The 16,127-nt window shown below is 41.7% G+C and carries 15 protein-coding genes; 4 read left to right on the forward strand and 11 right to left on the reverse strand.

The window, feature by feature from the left end:
- Positions 1 to 97 precede the first annotated feature (97 nt).
- From BW139_RS07600 to leuS, 10 genes are all read right to left on the reverse strand, one after another.
- Positions 98 to 1,258 carry a serine hydrolase gene (locus BW139_RS07600; RefSeq protein WP_076919273.1) on the reverse strand — a complete coding sequence of 387 codons (1,161 nt, stop codon included), beginning with the start codon at positions 1,256 to 1,258 and terminating at the stop codon, positions 98 to 100.
- A 54-nt stretch (positions 1,259 to 1,312) separates the two neighbouring features.
- Positions 1,313 to 2,074: a septal ring lytic transglycosylase RlpA family protein gene (locus tag BW139_RS07605; RefSeq protein ID WP_076919260.1), complete on the reverse strand. Its 762-nt coding sequence runs from the start codon at positions 2,072 to 2,074 to the stop codon at positions 1,313 to 1,315.
- Positions 2,074 to 3,180 (reverse strand): rod shape-determining protein RodA, encoded by a 1,107-nt coding sequence (gene rodA / locus BW139_RS07610; RefSeq protein ID WP_076919261.1) that lies wholly within the window; start codon positions 3,178 to 3,180, stop codon positions 2,074 to 2,076. The genes BW139_RS07605 and rodA overlap by 1 nt, the downstream gene beginning before the upstream one ends.
- Complete coding sequence (mrdA, locus tag BW139_RS07615) at positions 3,177 to 5,057, reverse strand: penicillin-binding protein 2 (protein ID WP_008109445.1); 1,881 nt, start codon at positions 5,055 to 5,057, stop codon at positions 3,177 to 3,179. The genes rodA and mrdA overlap by 4 nt, the downstream gene beginning before the upstream one ends.
- Before the next feature lie 9 nt (positions 5,058 to 5,066).
- On the reverse strand, positions 5,067 to 5,537 hold the full coding sequence (gene rlmH, locus BW139_RS07620) for a 23S rRNA (pseudouridine(1915)-N(3))-methyltransferase RlmH (RefSeq protein ID WP_008109455.1): 471 nt from the start codon (positions 5,535 to 5,537) through the stop codon (positions 5,067 to 5,069).
- 37 nt (positions 5,538 to 5,574) lie between these two features.
- Positions 5,575 to 5,892, reverse strand: coding sequence for a ribosome silencing factor (gene rsfS, locus BW139_RS07625; RefSeq protein ID WP_008109457.1), 318 nt, complete (start codon positions 5,890 to 5,892; stop codon positions 5,575 to 5,577).
- 62 nt (positions 5,893 to 5,954) lie between these two features.
- Positions 5,955 to 6,584, reverse strand: coding sequence for a nicotinate-nucleotide adenylyltransferase (nadD, locus tag BW139_RS07630; RefSeq protein ID WP_008109459.1), 630 nt, complete (start codon positions 6,582 to 6,584; stop codon positions 5,955 to 5,957).
- Positions 6,585 to 6,596: 12 nt separating this feature from the next.
- Positions 6,597 to 7,637, reverse strand: a complete 1,041-nt coding sequence (gene holA, locus BW139_RS07635) for a DNA polymerase III subunit delta (RefSeq protein WP_076919262.1) — start codon at positions 7,635 to 7,637, stop codon at positions 6,597 to 6,599.
- Positions 7,637 to 8,128 carry an LPS assembly lipoprotein LptE gene (gene lptE / locus BW139_RS07640; RefSeq protein WP_008109462.1) on the reverse strand — a complete coding sequence of 164 codons (492 nt, stop codon included), beginning with the start codon at positions 8,126 to 8,128 and terminating at the stop codon, positions 7,637 to 7,639. Before lptE ends, holA begins: the two co-directional genes overlap by 1 nt.
- 1 nt (position 8,129) lies before the next feature.
- Positions 8,130 to 10,718, reverse strand: coding sequence for a leucine--tRNA ligase (gene leuS, locus BW139_RS07645; protein ID WP_076919263.1), 2,589 nt, complete (start codon positions 10,716 to 10,718; stop codon positions 8,130 to 8,132).
- A 185-nt stretch (positions 10,719 to 10,903) separates the two neighbouring features.
- Between leuS and BW139_RS07650 the strand changes: the two genes are divergently transcribed.
- The 3 genes from BW139_RS07650 to BW139_RS07660 all read left to right on the forward strand — a co-directional run bounded on the left by BW139_RS07650 (position 10,904) and on the right by BW139_RS07660 (position 14,344).
- The gene (locus BW139_RS07650) at positions 10,904 to 11,362 is read left to right on the forward strand and encodes a zinc ribbon-containing protein (RefSeq protein ID WP_076919264.1); all 459 of its coding nucleotides are present in this window, start codon (positions 10,904 to 10,906) and stop codon (positions 11,360 to 11,362) included.
- Between the two features lie 79 nt (positions 11,363 to 11,441).
- On the forward strand, positions 11,442 to 13,871 hold the full coding sequence (locus BW139_RS07655) for a Lon protease family protein (protein ID WP_254844953.1): 2,430 nt from the start codon (positions 11,442 to 11,444) through the stop codon (positions 13,869 to 13,871).
- Positions 13,868 to 14,344 carry an FKBP-type peptidyl-prolyl cis-trans isomerase gene (locus tag BW139_RS07660; RefSeq protein WP_076919266.1) on the forward strand — a complete coding sequence of 159 codons (477 nt, stop codon included), beginning with the start codon at positions 13,868 to 13,870 and terminating at the stop codon, positions 14,342 to 14,344. Before BW139_RS07655 ends, BW139_RS07660 begins: the two co-directional genes overlap by 4 nt.
- 52 nt (positions 14,345 to 14,396) lie before the next feature.
- Here BW139_RS07660 and BW139_RS07665 read toward each other — a convergent pair whose 3' ends face one another.
- Positions 14,397 to 14,924 (reverse strand): CIA30 family protein, encoded by a 528-nt coding sequence (locus tag BW139_RS07665; RefSeq protein WP_076919267.1) that lies wholly within the window; start codon positions 14,922 to 14,924, stop codon positions 14,397 to 14,399.
- A gap of 186 nt (positions 14,925 to 15,110) precedes the next feature.
- On the opposite strand from BW139_RS07665, the gene BW139_RS07670 reads away from it, so the two are divergent.
- Positions 15,111 to 16,004: an RDD family protein gene (locus BW139_RS07670; RefSeq protein WP_076919268.1), complete on the forward strand. Its 894-nt coding sequence runs from the start codon at positions 15,111 to 15,113 to the stop codon at positions 16,002 to 16,004.
- Positions 16,005 to 16,127: the final 123 nt, after the last annotated feature.

The raw sequence follows: 16,127 nt of genomic DNA on the forward strand, positions 1-16,127 counted from the left end.
CATTCAATACGATTGGTATATATGGGGCGCATTCTAGCACTTTTCAAGCAAAAAAAAACGCCTCACAAAGGAGGCGTTCATATTACTTTACTGATGCTTACATTATTTGTAAGCGTAAGTAGTCATATATTTTACTAAAGAAGCTACCTTCTTGTATTTCTTCAAGTGTAACTAGCGGATATTGTGCAATATCTTCGCCTTCAAGTTGTAAAAACAGTGTGCCCACTTTAGTGCCTTTAGCTAAAGGTGCTTCAAGCGTATCGTCAAGCTCAAAGTTTGCTTTAAGGTTTTTATGTTGGCCACGAGGAATCGTAATAGGGGTGTCTTCTAAAATACCTAAAGAGACATTCTCTTTATTACCCATCCAAATGCGTTGCTCTGCAAAACTATCGCCCGCTTTGTAAGGCGTAATTGTTTCAAAAAAGCGGAAGCCGTAGTTAAGTAGTTTTTTACTCTCAACTTTACGTGCGCGCTCACTCGAAGTACCCATAACTACCGCAATTAAACGCATGTCGTTTTTTGTCGCCGAGGTGACTAAGCTGTAACCGGCATCAGACGTGTGGCCTGTTTTGATACCATCAACATCTAAGCTTTCATCCCATAACAACGAGTTACGGTTATATTGTTTTATGCCATTAAAGGTAAAAGATTTTTCTTTATAAAGAGCGTATTCATCTGGCACATCTTTAATAAGGGCAGCGCCTAATGTGGCCATGTCGCGTGGGGTGGTGTAATGCGCATCCGTATCAAGGCCGTGGCTATTAACAAAATGAGTATTCGTCATGCCTATTTTTTCGGCATGAGCGTTCATTAAGTCTGCAAACGCACTTTCGCTGCCAGCAATATGCTCAGCCATAGCAACACAGGCATCATTACCCGATTGTACAATAATGCCGTGATTAAGATCATCTACGCTAACTTGCTTACCTACTTCAATAAACATTTTTGATGATTCAGGAAAGTTTTTTGCCCATGCTTTTTCGCTGATAGTCACCATATCGGTAGGTGCTATATTACCTGCATTAATTTCTGTACCAATTACGTAACTAGTCATCATTTTAGTTAAGCTAGCAGGGGCAAGTTTTGTATCGGCTTCACCTTCTGCAATCACTTTACCTGTGGTGAAATCCACCAAAAAGTAACCTTTAGCATTAACTTGAGGAGGGGCTGGAATAATTTGTGCGGTGGCTGAAAAAACGGCGGCAGAACAAACTAAGCCGCAAACACCAGTAAGAATTTTATGTTTAATAGATTTCATCATACTCATTAATGGTTAAAGTTAAAAATATGCATTCTCCCTATTCTAAAGGGCTTACTGAGTGTAAAGCAAGAACGCGTTTTGAAATTGATTTTGTTTTAGTGTTTCTAATACTTGTTGCGCGTGATGGGCATCTTTTATTGGCCCTAAATGCAATCTATAAATAGCATCTTTTTCGACGATATTTGTTGGTAATTTATACTGCTCTCGTAGTGTCTGTGCCAATGCCTCTATATTGGCTAAGGTACTGCCCGCTGCTACTTGAACGTAGGTTTTTCGCGCATGGGTATCTGCAAGAGTAATCGCTTCAAGCTTAACCTGTGCTGTACCGTATTTGTGGTAGCCAAGTTTGTAGGCCGCAGCATAGGAAAGATCAATGATTCTATCATCATGAAAGGGTCCACGATCATTAACCCGTACTATAACAGATTGGCCATTGGCTGTATTTGTTACGCGTACAAAACTCGGTAATGGTAAGGTTTTATGGGCTGCCGTCATGGCGAACATATCGTAAATTTCGCCATTAGAGGTGTGATACCCATGAAACTTTCGGCCATACCATGAAGCAATGCCAGTTTCTGAATAACCGGTTTCATCGAGCATAGGGGTATAACGTTTGCCCAACACTTCGTAAGGGCGTGTGGTGCTAGCGCTTTTTATTACTTGAGTAACAATAGCATCTTGCATTTCTAATTCGGTCGGTGCCCGCAGTGGTGCGGCATCATGGCGCATACTGTAACGGCTATTTGAACTACTACAGGCGCTTAAAAAGAAACTGATCAGAGTAATAATTATAAACTGTTTATAAAGGCGCATTATTTTAAGAGCATCCTTTTTTCTGTGGCAATCGACATAATAATGCCAAACGCAGCCATCAAGGTCACCATTGAGGTGCCGCCATAACTAATTAATGGTAAGGGGACGCCTACAACTGGTAATAGACCCGAGACCATGCCTATGTTTACAAAAATATAAACGAAAAATGTCAGTGTTAGTGAACCTGCGAGTAACTTGCCAAAGGCCTCTTGTGCATTAACTGCAATAAATAATCCACGGCCAATGATGAATAAGTACAAACTAAGTAAAACACATACACCAAATAAGCCAAACTCTTCACTCAGTACAGAAAAAATAAAGTCGGTATGTCGCTCAGGTAAAAATTCTAGCTGCGATTGTGTGCCTTGCAACCAGCCTTTGCCTTCAATACCGCCTGAGCCAATCGCTATTTTTGATTGAATAATATGATAGCCAGAACCAAGCGGATCGCTCTCAGGATCTAAAAAAGTTAAAACGCGTTGTTTTTGATAATCGTGCATACCATAGTGCCAAAAAGGCCATGCAGCTAAGGCCACAATAGAGCTTAAAAAGCCAATTAAACGCCAACTCAAACCAGATAAAAACAATACAAACACACCCGAGCTGGCAATCAAAATTGAGGTGCCCAAATCAGGTTGTTCCTTAATAAGTAGGGTAGGCAGCATAACAATGGCAAAGCCAATCACTAAATGCAGCGGACGAGGGGGTAAATGGTGACGGCCAATATACCAAGCAACCATCATTGGAACCGCTAGTTTCATTAATTCTGAGGGTTGAAAGCGGGTAATACCTAAATCTAACCAGCGTTGAGCCCCTTTAGAACTTACACCAAATAGAAGTACCCCAACCAGCATAAGTAGTCCCAAGCAATACATGGGAATGACTAAGCGTTTTAGGGTCGTAGGTGGGATTTGCGCTAAAACAAACATGCCAATAATTGCACCAGCCATACGGGTTATATGGCGGATCATCATGGCCGAATCTTGGCCCGAGGCACTATAAACTATGGTGATACTGCCAGCCATCATCAGTAATAAAGCAATTAACAGTGGCAAGTCGATATGCAGGCGCAGCCAAATAGAACGCTTATTATGTAAAGCCGTCATGGTACTTTACTCCCTGAGGATTGAATTGGGTTAGCTGCAAAATAATAATCCATTAATTGGCGCGCAATGGGGGCACCTACAGAGCTACCCCCGCCGGTATTCTCTACCACAATAGAGACTATAATTTGTGGATTGTTGTAAGGGGCAAAACCGACGTAAATGGCGTTATCGCGTTGGCGCTCTTTGAGTGCATCGGCATCGTAACGCTCGCCCTGAGCAATACTGACCACTTGGGCTGTACCGGTTTTACCTGCAGGGTCGTAGGTAGCCCCTTTAAACGCACGGTGTGCTGTACCGGTGGTCTTTTTAACCGTGTTATGCATTGCATCAATAGCGATGCGCCAGTTATCCTCATTATTGAGAACAACAGGTGGCTTTTCTTCATTATTGAGCTGGGTGATCTGGTCTTCTTTTTTAGCCACTTGCACTAAGTGAGGAGGATGATTTATTCCCCGGTTAACTAGAATATTAGTCGCGTTGGCTATTTGAATTGGGGTGGCAGTCCAATAACCTTGGCCAATCCCTACAGAAATAGTATCACCACGCCACCATGACTCTTTGAAACGATCTTCTTTCCACTCTTTTGAGGGCAAAATAGCGGTTGTTTCTTCATGAATATCAATGCCTGATAGCTCACCAAAACCAAAACGTGCCATAAAGTTACTTATTTTGGTGATCCCCATGCGATAGGCTGCATCGTAAAAATATGTATCGCATGACTCTTCTATTGCTTTGTAAACATCAACATGGCCATGGCCCCAACGTCGCCAGTCTCGCCATCTATGCTCTACATTGGGTATTTGAAAAAAACCGGGATCCCACATGGTGGTGGTCTCTTGTACTATGTTTTCTTCTAATGCCAAAATAGCCATGTGCGGTTTAATAGTCGATGCTGGTGCGTAGCGCCCCTGGGTGGTACGGTTTATAAGCGGGCGATCAGGGTTAAGCAGGGCTTTATAGTCTTTACTGCTAATACCGTGCACAAATAAATTAGGATCATAGCTTGGGTTTGAATACAGCGCTAAAACGCCGCCATCTTTTGCATCCATAACCACAATAGCGCCGCGCATATCTTTAAGTGAATGTTGGGCTATTTGTTGTAAACCAATATCGAGAGTAAGTACTAAATCGTCCCCCGGCTGCGGTGGATCCATACTCAAGGTGCGAATAATACGACCACGGTTATTTACTTCAACTCGCTGTGAGCCGACCTGGCCATGAAGTAATGGCTCGTAGTATTTTTCGATACCCAGTTTGCCAATATCATGGGTCGCTCTATAATTGGTGGCTTCATCTTGTTGCTCAAGCTTGTTTAATTCTTTTTTATTGAGCTTAGCAACATAGCCTAAGGCATGGGTTAAGGTGTCTCCAAACGGGTAATAACGGGCTAAACGCGCTTCAATACTAAACCCTGGGAATTTATGTTGGTTTACTGAAAACATCGCTACTTCGTTTTCATTTAAGCGAGCTTTAAGAACTTGGCTTTTAAAGCGGCGAGTGTGCTTTATATCATCAAGGAAATCAGCTTGCTGCTGCTCGGTAATATCAATAATTTTACTGACTGATTTCAATGAGGCAGTTAAATCGTCAACTTCTTCGGGGATCACTTCAAGGTTATAAACGGGCTTGTTTTCAGCCAGTAAAACACCGTTGCGGTCGTAAATAAGTCCGCGATTAGGTGCAATAGGGATTACTTTTATACGGTTATCGTTAGAGCGAGTTTGATAATCTTGGTGGTCGTCAACTTGAATGGTGTACAAGTTAGACAATAATATGGCTACTAAGGCTAATATAAAAATAAAACCCACAAATGCACGCCGAGCAAATAAATTAGCTTCTGCTGAGTGGTCGCGAATAGTGGGTCTTCGTTTTAGCATGGCAAGAAACTACTCGCGATGATAAGGGTGGTTGTTATTTAAGCTCCAGCCTCTGTAAAGACTTTCAGCTACAATAATGCGTACTAAGGGATGCGGAAGCGTTAAATTTGATAACGACCACTTCTGCTCAGAGGCTGCAATACACTCGGGGGCTAATCCTTCAGGTCCGCCAATCAGTAAACTGACATCGCGACCATCTAGTTGCCACTTTTCCATGTTTTTCGCTAGCTGATGAGTATCCAATGCTTTACCGGTTACTTCTAGTGTGACAATACGATTGCCTTTAGGTATGGCGGCTAAGGTTTTTTCACCTTCGGTGTGTAAAATACGCTTTATATCTGCGTTTTTGCCACGTTTACCAGCAGGTATTTCGATTAGTTCCAGTGCCATATCTTTGGGAAAGCGGCGCTGATATTCTGCAAAACCTGTTTCTACCCATGCTGGCATTTTTGTACCAACAGCAATCATTTGTATTTTCACGACGTTACTTCCAAGCGTTGTCTAAAATAGGGAGCTATTAGCCCCAAAGCTTTTCTAGATCGTAATAGCTACGTGCTTGATCTTGCATAACGTGAACAATCACATCACCTAAATCAACGAGTGCCCATTCGCCATCGCTTTGGCCTTCATAGCCAATAGGCTCTTCACCAGCGTGACGAGCTTCTTTTGCTAAGTTATCAGCAATTGACAGTACATGACGTCTTGATGTGCCTGAACATACAATCATGTAATCGGTTACGTCTGAGGTGCCAGTTACGTCAAGTTGAATCACATCACGTGCTTTCATATCGTCAATTTTGTCTAGTGCAAAAGCGAGTAGTTGTTTCGAATCCAAGGTTTTGTCTCAATTTAAAATTTAATAGCGGTCATTTTAACACGCTGAGGGGTTTATACCAATCACTCTTGATAAAGCTGGTGCTGCTCAATATAGTGACTCACGGTGTCGGGTAATAGTTCACTCTTTTTAATGCTTTTTTTAAGCGCTTGACGGATAGTGCTGGATGCGGCATCTAGCTGTTCTCCTTCTAAAAAGTAAAGGTGTCCGGCATTTTTTTCGTTCAGTAGGGAAATATCTTTGGTCACAGCCTGTTGTTTGTAGCCTTTAAGTTCACCTTGTACATCACAGTTTTGACCTGGGCGTTGATACACCACTATATGGCAAAGACGAGTTATTGTTTGCCACTGATACCATTTATCAAGGTTGTTGAATGAGTCCATACCAATCAAAAATAAAATAGGGGTATCGGGATTTTCAGCTCTTAACTCTTGCAAGCTTAATAAAGAATAAGAAGGCCCGCTGCGTTGTAGCTCCCGTAAATCAAGCTTAAACTCTGGGTAAGCTGTAATTGCCGCTTTAAGCATTGCTATACGATGCTCGGTGCTGATCCCCGGTGCCGCTTTGTGTGTGGGTATTGCACAGGGCATAAAATAAAGTGAGTGTAATTCAAAAGTAGCCACACATTGCTGCGCCATATTAAGGTGCCCCAAATGAACGGGGTCAAAAGTGCCACCAAAAATTGCAATCATGATATTTTCCCTTTACTGAGGGTTAGTATGACACGGCAGTGGAATATCGAGCGGTTGGCAAAACTTAATACAAATATGTGCCAATGCTTGATAGGGGGCAATTAATGCGCCTTGTTTGTAGCTTGCATCAAATAATGCCAGTTCACTGCTAATGCTTTCAAGGGTGTCAATGTTAAGTCTGTTTATCGCTGTTTGGACTGGCGCTTGCTGATTTTTCCAAATCGCTTTTTGTTTAAACAGGGTGGCTAATGACTCACCTTGCAGTAACCCTTGCTGTACACTGAGTAAGGTATTTAGATCTTTATTGATGGCCCACAAAATACTCATTACTTCAGTATTATCACTGGCAAGCTTATTTAATACTTTTATTGCTTGTGTAGTATGGCCGTTTAACAGGGCATCACTTAAATCAAAAATATCGAATTTAGATTGGTTTAGCAGCCCTTGCATCACCAGTTGTTGGGTAATGAGAGCGTTACCATGTATTAGCGACAGTTTTTCTAACTCTTGAAAACAAGCCAGTAAATTGCCTTCAGTGGCATTAATTAAACTAAGCTTCGCTTCGTTTTGTAAATTGAGTGACAAGCGTTGGCACTGTTCATCGAGCCAACGTTTTAAGTGATTACCACTAAGCGGATAGCAGGGTACAAATAGCCCTTGCTTATCGAGTGCTTTAAACCACGCACCGCGTTGCACATCTTGGCTTGCTTTGGCGCCTTTAACAATTAAAATGGTGTCAGGGTTTTCAAGCTCAACGACCTTTTTAAAGGTGTTTGCGCCGGGGGTACCGGGTTTTTGCTGGTTTAAATCAAGCTCAATAATCGTACGCGCACTAAATAACGACATACTTTGATATTGTGCAATGATTTCTTGCCAATCAAAGCCTTGGGCTAAAGTGAATTTAATTACTTCATCAAAACCTTGCGCTTTTGCGCTATCGCGTATGAGCTGTACACATTGTGCCTCTTGAAAAGGCTCTTCACCAAAGACCAAATAAAAGGGTTTTAACCCTTTTTTTAATTCGCTAGGCAGCTGATTTGCATAACAACGCATTATAGTTGCGACAACTCTCTAACAATTCGACGACTCGCTTGCTGGCGAATTTCGCTGATCAGCAGTTCAAGCTCTTTTGCTTTAGCTAGTGCGTTGTCAGGGTCATCTTGGTAATTACGGTAAAGCTCAAAACGTTTTTCAATGGCTGCTTGTTTTGGACGTTTTACAACATAACTCACACTGTATGCCAGTTCATATTCTGCTACTTGTCCGTTTTGAAACAACGATAAGGTTTGACGCTCTAGCTGCTCTTTAAATAAATAAAGTTGCGCAGACTGTTTACTCGCAGGGACTAAAGTAACATCGCTCATAGTCAACTCTGTTTGCAAATAGCTAAACAACGCTGATTTTTGATCATCACCCACCAAGGTTAGCTGTTTTAAATCATCGGGTAGGCTTGATGCTTTTTTAAGGTGAAAGCCACAGCTCGATAACAAAAAACAGACTAGCACTAAGGCTAGTCCGTTTTTAATGGCATTTAAAGCAGCCATATTAGTTAGCTACCACGTTAAGTAATTTACCGGGTACATAAATTACTTTGCGGATTGTTGCACCATCAGTAAATTTAGTGACGTTAGATTCTGCAAACGCGAGTGCTTCTACTTGCTCTTGCGTTGCATCAGCTGCAACCGTTAGTTTTGCACGTAATTTACCGTTTACTTGTACTATGATTAGTTTTTCATCTTCAACTAGGGCAGATTCGTCAACTTTTGGCCATGCTGCATCTAAAATATCACCTTCTTTACCTAGATCTTGCCATAACTGATGCGATAAATGCGGTGTTATTGGTGCTAGCATAATAAGCAATGCTTCTAATGCCTCGTTTGCAATGGCAACATCTTGAGTATCGTTTAATGGCGCTTTTAATAACTTATTAGATAGCTCCATAATTGCGGCAATTGCCGTATTGAATGTTTGACGACGTTCAACATCATCGCTCACTTTTGCAATCGCTTTATGTAGCTCACGACGAAGTACTTTTTGCGGATTTGTAAGCGCTGATTTATCAAGTGCTTGGAAGCCAACCGTTTTAACATCTACCGCGTATTTCCATACACGTTTTAAGAAACGGTGCGCGCCTTCAACCCCTGAATCTGACCATTCAAGCGTTTGCTCTGGTGGTGCAGTAAACATCATAAACAAACGCACGGTATCTGCGCCGTATTGGGCAATTACTTCTTGTGGGTCTATGCCGTTGTTTTTCGACTTAGACATTTTGCTCATGCCAGATGAGAATACAGGTTCACCATCTTTTTTATGCCATGCCTTGGTTACGCGGCCTTTTTCGTCGGTTTCGGTATTAACATCGCTTGGCGAAATCCATATATCGCCGCCTTTTTCATCTTTACGATAAAATGTTTCAGCTAATACCATACCTTGACAAAGTAAGCGGTCGAATGGCTCGTCTGAATTAACTAAACCAAAGTCACGTAGTAATTTGTGGAAAAAGCGCGAATACAATAAATGTAAAATTGCATGCTCAATACCACCAATATATTGGTTTACTGGTAACCAGTAGTTAGCGGCTGCTGGATCTAACATGCCTTCGTCATGGCGCGGACTACAGTAGCGAGCGTAATACCATGATGATTCCATAAAGGTGTCAAAAGTATCAGTTTCATGAGTGGAAGGTACACCATTTACAGTCGTTTTAGCCCATTCTGGGTCGGCTTTAATTGGTGAGGTAACGCCATTCATTACCACATCTTCTGGTAAACGCACTGGTAGCATATCTTCAGTGGCAGCAAGCTCATTACCGTTCTCATCACTCAGCATTGGAATTGGCGAACCCCAGTAACGCTGACGGCTTACGCCCCAATCGCGTAGACGGAAGTTTACTTTACGCTCGCCCACACCTAATGCTTCTAGTTTGTCGGCAACAGCGTTAAAGGCGTTTTCAAAATCAAGGCCATCAAATTCACCTGAGTTAACCAGTACACCTTTTTCGGTGAATGCTTCTTGGGCTAGGTTTACTTCAAGCTCAGAGCCTTCAGCAGGGGCAATAACTTGTTTAATGTCGAGGCCGTAGGCTGTTGCAAATTCAAAGTCACGTTGGTCATGAGCAGGTACTGCCATTACCGCACCTGAGCCGTAATGCATTAATACAAAGTTAGCAACCCAAATTGGTACTTGCTCGCCCGTTAATGGATGAGTAGCGTAAAAGCCCGTTGCAATGCCTTTTTTCTCCATAGTTGCCATGTCTGCTTCGGCAACTTTAGTGTTTTTGCATTCTTCAACAAACATTGCAATCGCGTCGCTATTTTTCGCCGCTTCTTGTGCAATAGGGTGGCCACCGGCAACGGCTAGGTATGTTACACCCATAAATGTATCTGGGCGCGTAGTGTATACGCTAAATTTTTCGTTGTTATCGGTACGTGTAAATTCTATGTCTAAGCCTTCAGAGCGACCAATCCAGTTGCGCTGCATGGTTTTAACTTGTTCAGGCCAGTCTTCTAATTTGTCTAAATCGTCTAATAGCTCTTGTGCGTAGTCGGTAATTTTAATAAACCACTGAGGAATTTCTTTTTGTTCTACTACCGCACCTGAACGCCAACCGCGGCCGTCAATTACTTGCTCGTTAGCTAATACAGTTTGATCCACTGGATCCCAGTTAACCGTTGACATTTTTTTGTACACTAGGCCTTTTTCGTAAAGCTTAGTGAAAAACCATTGTTCCCATTTGTAATATTCTGGGTGGCAAGTCGCAATTTCGCGATCCCAATCGTAACCAAAACCTAATTGCTTAAGTTGGTTACGCATGTAATCAATATTTTCGTAAGTCCACTTTGCAGGGGCTGTTTTATTTTTAATAGCCGCGTTTTCTGCTGGTAAACCGAACGCATCCCAACCCATAGGCTGCATTACGTTTTTGCCTTGCAAGCGCTGGAAGCGAGAAACCACGTCACCAATGGTGTAGTTACGCACATGACCCATATGCAGTCGACCACTTGGATAAGGAAACATTGAGAGGCAATAGTATTTTTCTTTGCTCTCATCTTCTGTGGCTTTAAATACTTGGTTTTCTTCCCAGTAGCGTTGGACTTTTGACTCTATGTCTTGTGGGTTATATTGCTCTTGCATTTACGTTTCCAAACTTCTTGCATACTAATAAAAAATTGTCGATAGGATACCCCAAATAAAGCGCTATTCACAGCGTCAAAGCGGCGCTTTTTGTAAATTTGCGAGTAAATTAGTTTTCAGTACAGGTTAACCTATACTTATCTATGATATAGAGTAAATCAGCAGACGTTTTGAAGGAGTATAAAATGGCAGATTACAGAGCATGGCTTAGTGATTTAACCGATTGGTTAAAAGATGTAAAAGAGCATGAAGTTAAAGCCGCAGTAAAGCGATTTATTGAATCTGAGCAGGCACTTAAAGATTTAGGTGAAGAAAAATATCAGCTTTATCGTAATTACTTAATGCGTGACATTTCTCATCTACAAGAAAATAACAACTACTATAATTCGCTTGCATGGCAGGAGCTTAAAGAGTCATTGTGGTTTGAGCTTTCTCATATTGAAGATAAAACACAGCTAGAATGGCAGTCGTTAAGTGAAGATTTTAAGCATAATGGTGTTTATCACGCAGGCGAATGGATAGCCATGGGCACATTAGTATGTAAGAATTGCAACCATAGCTACGATGTTTATCATGCGACGCAAATTATTCCGTGTACACAGTGTGATGGCATCTACTTTAGCCGCCAGGCTTTACAACCTTAAATATGAATATTGAGTGGCTTATATAGCCACTCAATATGTCCAAAACCTAGCGAATATGCTGGTAAAAAAAGAAGTTAGAATGACGAAAAAATTGCTGCCACTACCCGTATCAAATCTTGCACCGAGTATTTCATCGAGCCATGTAAACACCTGCATGAGCAACCCATACCCAGAGCAACTTACCTTTATAGGCCAACAACGTGCGCAAAGTGCCTTGGACTTCTCTTTAGGAATGGACCTACCCGGTTATAATGTTTATGTAATGGGAGAGGCGGCACACGGGCGTTTTACTTTAGTAAAAGACAAATTAAAACAACACGCTAAAGAGCGCACAACACCGCATGAATGGTTATATGTTAATAACTACGACGATCACCGTGAGCCTATTGCGTTATTTATGCATGCAGGGCAAAGCAAACAATTAGCCGATGATATTGACTCATTTATTGATGAAGTGCTCGACACTTTTCCTGCTGCATTTGATAACCCTGCTTATCAGCGTAAGAAAAAATCGATAGACCGTGAATTTAACGATGCTTACGACGGCGCAATTACCGCGGTAGAAATAGCTGCGCTTGAGCAAAGCGTGGCATTAATTGAAGAAAAAGGCGTGGTCGGGTTTGCACCGTTAATTGATGGTAAGCAACTTACCGATAATGAATTTTCTGATTTGGAAGATGATTTACGCGAAATGTTTTTTGAGCGCATAGAAAAATTAGAAGATGCCCTCATTGAAGCGCTTATTGAGTTACCGCGCTGGAAACGTGAATCCAAAGAAAAGCTCCGTAATCTTAAAAAGTCTACTGCTGAGCAAGCCACTAAACCGTTATTAAAAGATTTAGAACATAAATACGCCAGCCATATTGGTGTGCTGCGTTATTTAAAAGATATACGTGTAGAAATTATTGATGCCGTGCTCGAATGGCTTGATGATGAAGGCGAAAGCGAAGAAAACAAAGAAGACTTTGACCGTAAAGGCATGCTTACCGACTTTTTTGCGCCAAATATTTTAGTTGAATACAAAGAAGGCGATGCGGCACCGGTTGTTTACGAGCCAAACCCAACCTTTGGTAATATTTTTGGCAAAATTGAATATGCCACATCGCAAGGGTCGTTAATTACTAGTTATCGCTCAATTCAGCCTGGTGCGCTGCACCGCGCCAATGGCGGCTATTTAATTATGGACGCTGAAAAAGTAATGGCTCAACCCCAAGTGTGGGATGGGTTAAAACTATCGCTAAAAACCCATCAAATTAAAAATGATTTACCTTACCAAGACAGTGTTGTTGGCAGCAGCTTTACGCTTCGCCCGCAGTTAATACCGCTTGATGTAAAAATTATCCTACTTGGCTCACGTGAGCTTTATTACACCATCGGTGAATACGATGAAGAGTTTGCCGAGTTATTTAGAGTACTTGCCGATTTTGATTATTACTTACCAAGTAGCGATAAGCTGCAGTATCAGTTTATTACTAAAGTGAGCGATTACTGCGAGCAAACATTAAAGTGCACGTTAAACGAACCAGCAATGGTGCGATTACTTAAATTTAGTTATCGCCAAGCAGAGCACCATAATAAGCTATCAGCTCGTTTTGCCGATGTACTAGAGCTTGTGGCTGAGGCCAGTTTTTACGCTAAGCAAGATAAGTTGACGGTGATTGATGCTCGCCATATTGACGAAGCCATAGAAGGCAAACAATACCGTACAGGGCAAATTAGCGAAAACATGCTCAGCGATATAAAAGAAGGGCACACTTTAATAGCTACCGACGGGCAAGCCGTAGGTAAAGTTAATGGTTTAACGGTACTGCACATTGGTGACACCTCATTTGGCACACCTGCACGCATTACTGCAACCGTTTACGCCGGCGCTGACGGCGTTATTGATGTGGAACGCGAAGCCGAGCTGGGTAAAGCAATTCACTCAAAGGGGGTAATGCTGCTTACCGGTTATTTAGGTAACAAATACGCGCAGCACTTTAGCTTAACACTCAGTGCGAATATCGCCATTGAACAAAGTTATGGCTACATAGACGGTGATAGCGCTTCATTAGCCGAACTTTGTGCGCTAATTTCAGCAATCACCAGCCTACCAATTAGTCAGTCTATTGCACTAACTGGTTCAATCAACCAGCATGGTGATGTGCAGGCAATTGGTGGTGTAAACGAGAAAATAGAAGGCTTCTTTAAGCTATGTAAAATGCGCGGCTTAACGGGCGAGCAAGGGGTTATTATTCCTAAATCGAACCAAGTTAATTTGGTGCTTGATGACGAAATACTCAATGCCGTTGAGTTAGGTAAGTTTAATATTTATGCTGTGGAAACCGTTGACCAAGCGCTAAACTTATTAATGGATATTGAAGCGGGTGATATGGTTGATGAACACTACCCAGAAGACTCAGTCAATGGCATTGCATTAGCGCGTTTAAAAGACATTGCTGATATTGTTAATGGCGATAACAGCGACGAAAAAGACCACGACTCAGAAGATGAAAAAGGGGAGTTATGATCAATATAATTTTACTGATTGTTATTGCGATTTTTTGTGTTTTAATTTTTAAAAACAGTAAAAAAGCCAAGCAGCAAGCAATCGCTAACGCGCAAATTGAAAGTGATTATTTAATTGCTAATGCAAAGGTAGAAGGCGTTCAAGAAACCGCATCTGGCTTGCAATATAAAATAATCCATAAAGGACAGAGCGAAAATACACCTAGCCCAACGAGTATGGTGAAAGTGCATTATCATGGCACTTTAATTGATGGCACTGTATTTGACAGCTCAGTAGAGCGTAAAACGCCGATTAGCTTTGGCTTAAACCAAGTTATTAAAGGTTGGACCGAAGGCCTACAACTGATGAGTCCGGGCGATAAATTTCAGTTTTATATACCGCATCAGCTCGCCTATGGTGAAAAGCGAGTAGGCAGCATCCCGCCTGCATCATTGCTTATTTTTGATGTGGAATTATTGGCAATAGAATCCTAGAAAATTGTAGCTAATGATCGTTTATATAACTAAGCGGTCATTACATTGTTAGTTATTCACTCGCAAATTTAATTTGTCCAATAGTAAGCTTAAATTCCCCCGCCTGTTTACCTGCAATCATAAACCCAAGCTGCTTTATATCATCAAAGCTAATTGTAGGCTGTTGCTCAAGTAATCGCCCGCGATAAGTAAGTTGGAAATCCTCAGGTAAAAACTCAATATTAAGCCACTCGCTCTGTGTGGTACTAAACGAGCGTGTATAAGCTGCTCCATCCATGTACTTATTAGTTCTTAAGCGTAGTTGGTAGGTTTGACCATCACCCTTAACACGCAGCACTATTTTAGTGATGTTTTGGTTTTTTACATCCAATGGTGTTCTTATAGAAGCAAACCCACCATTATTTGCAAGCGATACGTTGCCTGTAAACACTAAATTGTCGTTTTCATACAAAGCCTGACTATTAGAAATGCCACCCATCACCGAATCATTAACCACATACCAGCGAGCATTAGCGTTTGCCTCGGTGGTAGCAAACAGTAAGTTAAAAACAAATAGTGATGAGAGTTGTTTGGTGGTCATGAGCTCTTCCTCGTAGCTTTTATATTTAATACGATACGATAGATTAATTGTTCACTCTTTTGAGAATTAATCTACACCTAGCGGCTATTTTCAATGTGAACTCTCGTTATTGATTTTATTCGCTTGAGCAAAAATTAAAAAGCGCGTAATTTAACCGCGTTACCTATTTTAATAACAAGTATAATAATGAAAGCACAAGAACTAGAACAATTAGCGTTATCTAAAGCCGAAACCCGAGAAGTGATCACGCCGTATGCCTTTGAGGTTGATAATGCTTTACTTGGCTTGCCTTTGGCTTCGCCGACTCGGCGCGCATTAGCTATGATTATCGATGTAGCATTAATATTCTTAGCTGCAAAGCTCAGTGCAACTATTATTGCATTCGTTGCTGCGATGGCTTTTTACAAAGGAACGGCGCAGCAATACCTTCCTAAAATGTCGAGTGTGTGGCGAAGAATACTAAAAATAGTAGCAGCAAGTATTTTATTTGTAAGCGCTCTCGCTGTGCTTTCAATTGGCATAGATTACCTAGAAAGCGACAACGCTGATCAAGGCTTAACTGTTCAAGGCGTAAAAATACAGGATGACATTCAGCTTACCTCCACAGAAAAAAAGCAGGTAAATGCCTACTTAGTGCAAACAGCAGACGAAAGCTGTGAGCAACCTTGCCAACTAAATGCGCTTGATAATTTGATAGGGCAAGTACCCAAATTAGCCGAAATGGACGACTTACAAAGCCCACAACTTGCAAAAGTACTTTTACAATTATTAGTGCTTAGTGAGAACAACGAAATAAAGCCTACTCAGTTAATTGAAGATAAACCAAAACAAACAACCACACACAGTATTTTGCAGTGGGGCAAAGGTATTATTCAAGATTTAGGTTTGGGTTTTGGCTGGGCTGCTGTGTACTTCACACTATTTTCATTACTATGGCGCGGTCAAACCCCTGGTAAAAAGCTCTGTAACACTCGAGTAGTTGCATTAAATGGTGAGCCGCTGGGTTTACTTGATTGTTTTGGCCGCTACGGTGGTTATGGCGCAGGTTTTGCCACCGGCTTGTTAGGCTTTTTACAGTAAGCGTCTAGCGAACCACACCTAGCATCGATGTTCTGATTATCTAAAAATACCTGCTCAATGATAAATTCGGAGCAGGTGATGAAAACTTACAGAACAAGCGCACAGTGGCAGCAGCTTTTGCTG

Source organism: Pseudoalteromonas sp. SK18 (assembly GCF_001974855.1).
In the GTDB taxonomy this organism is placed as follows: Bacteria; Pseudomonadota; Gammaproteobacteria; order Enterobacterales; family Alteromonadaceae; genus Pseudoalteromonas.

Excerpts from the sequence above, each read along its gene's own strand:
- BW139_RS07600 (WP_076919273.1), bottom strand. The coding sequence starts at position 1,258 with ATGAAATCTATTAAACATAAAATTCTTACTGGTGTTTGCGGCTTAGTT.
- BW139_RS07605 (WP_076919260.1), bottom strand. The coding sequence starts at position 2,074 with ATGCGCCTTTATAAACAGTTTATAATTATTACTCTGATCAGTTTCTTT.
- rodA (WP_076919261.1), bottom strand. The coding sequence starts at position 3,180 with ATGACGGCTTTACATAATAAGCGTTCTATTTGGCTGCGCCTGCATATC.
- mrdA (WP_008109445.1), bottom strand. The coding sequence starts at position 5,057 with ATGCTAAAACGAAGACCCACTATTCGCGACCACTCAGCAGAAGCTAAT.
- nadD (WP_008109459.1), bottom strand. The coding sequence starts at position 6,584 with ATGATTGCAATTTTTGGTGGCACTTTTGACCCCGTTCATTTGGGGCAC.
- holA (WP_076919262.1), bottom strand. The coding sequence starts at position 7,637 with ATGCGTTGTTATGCAAATCAGCTGCCTAGCGAATTAAAAAAAGGGTTA.
- lptE (WP_008109462.1), bottom strand. The coding sequence starts at position 8,128 with ATGGCTGCTTTAAATGCCATTAAAAACGGACTAGCCTTAGTGCTAGTC.
- leuS (WP_076919263.1), bottom strand. The coding sequence starts at position 10,718 with ATGCAAGAGCAATATAACCCACAAGACATAGAGTCAAAAGTCCAACGC.
- BW139_RS07650 (WP_076919264.1), top strand. The coding sequence starts at position 10,904 with ATGGCAGATTACAGAGCATGGCTTAGTGATTTAACCGATTGGTTAAAA.
- BW139_RS07655 (WP_254844953.1), top strand. The coding sequence starts at position 11,442 with ATGACGAAAAAATTGCTGCCACTACCCGTATCAAATCTTGCACCGAGT.
- BW139_RS07660 (WP_076919266.1), top strand. The coding sequence starts at position 13,868 with ATGATCAATATAATTTTACTGATTGTTATTGCGATTTTTTGTGTTTTA.
- BW139_RS07665 (WP_076919267.1), bottom strand. The coding sequence starts at position 14,924 with ATGACCACCAAACAACTCTCATCACTATTTGTTTTTAACTTACTGTTT.
- BW139_RS07670 (WP_076919268.1), top strand. The coding sequence starts at position 15,111 with ATGAAAGCACAAGAACTAGAACAATTAGCGTTATCTAAAGCCGAAACC.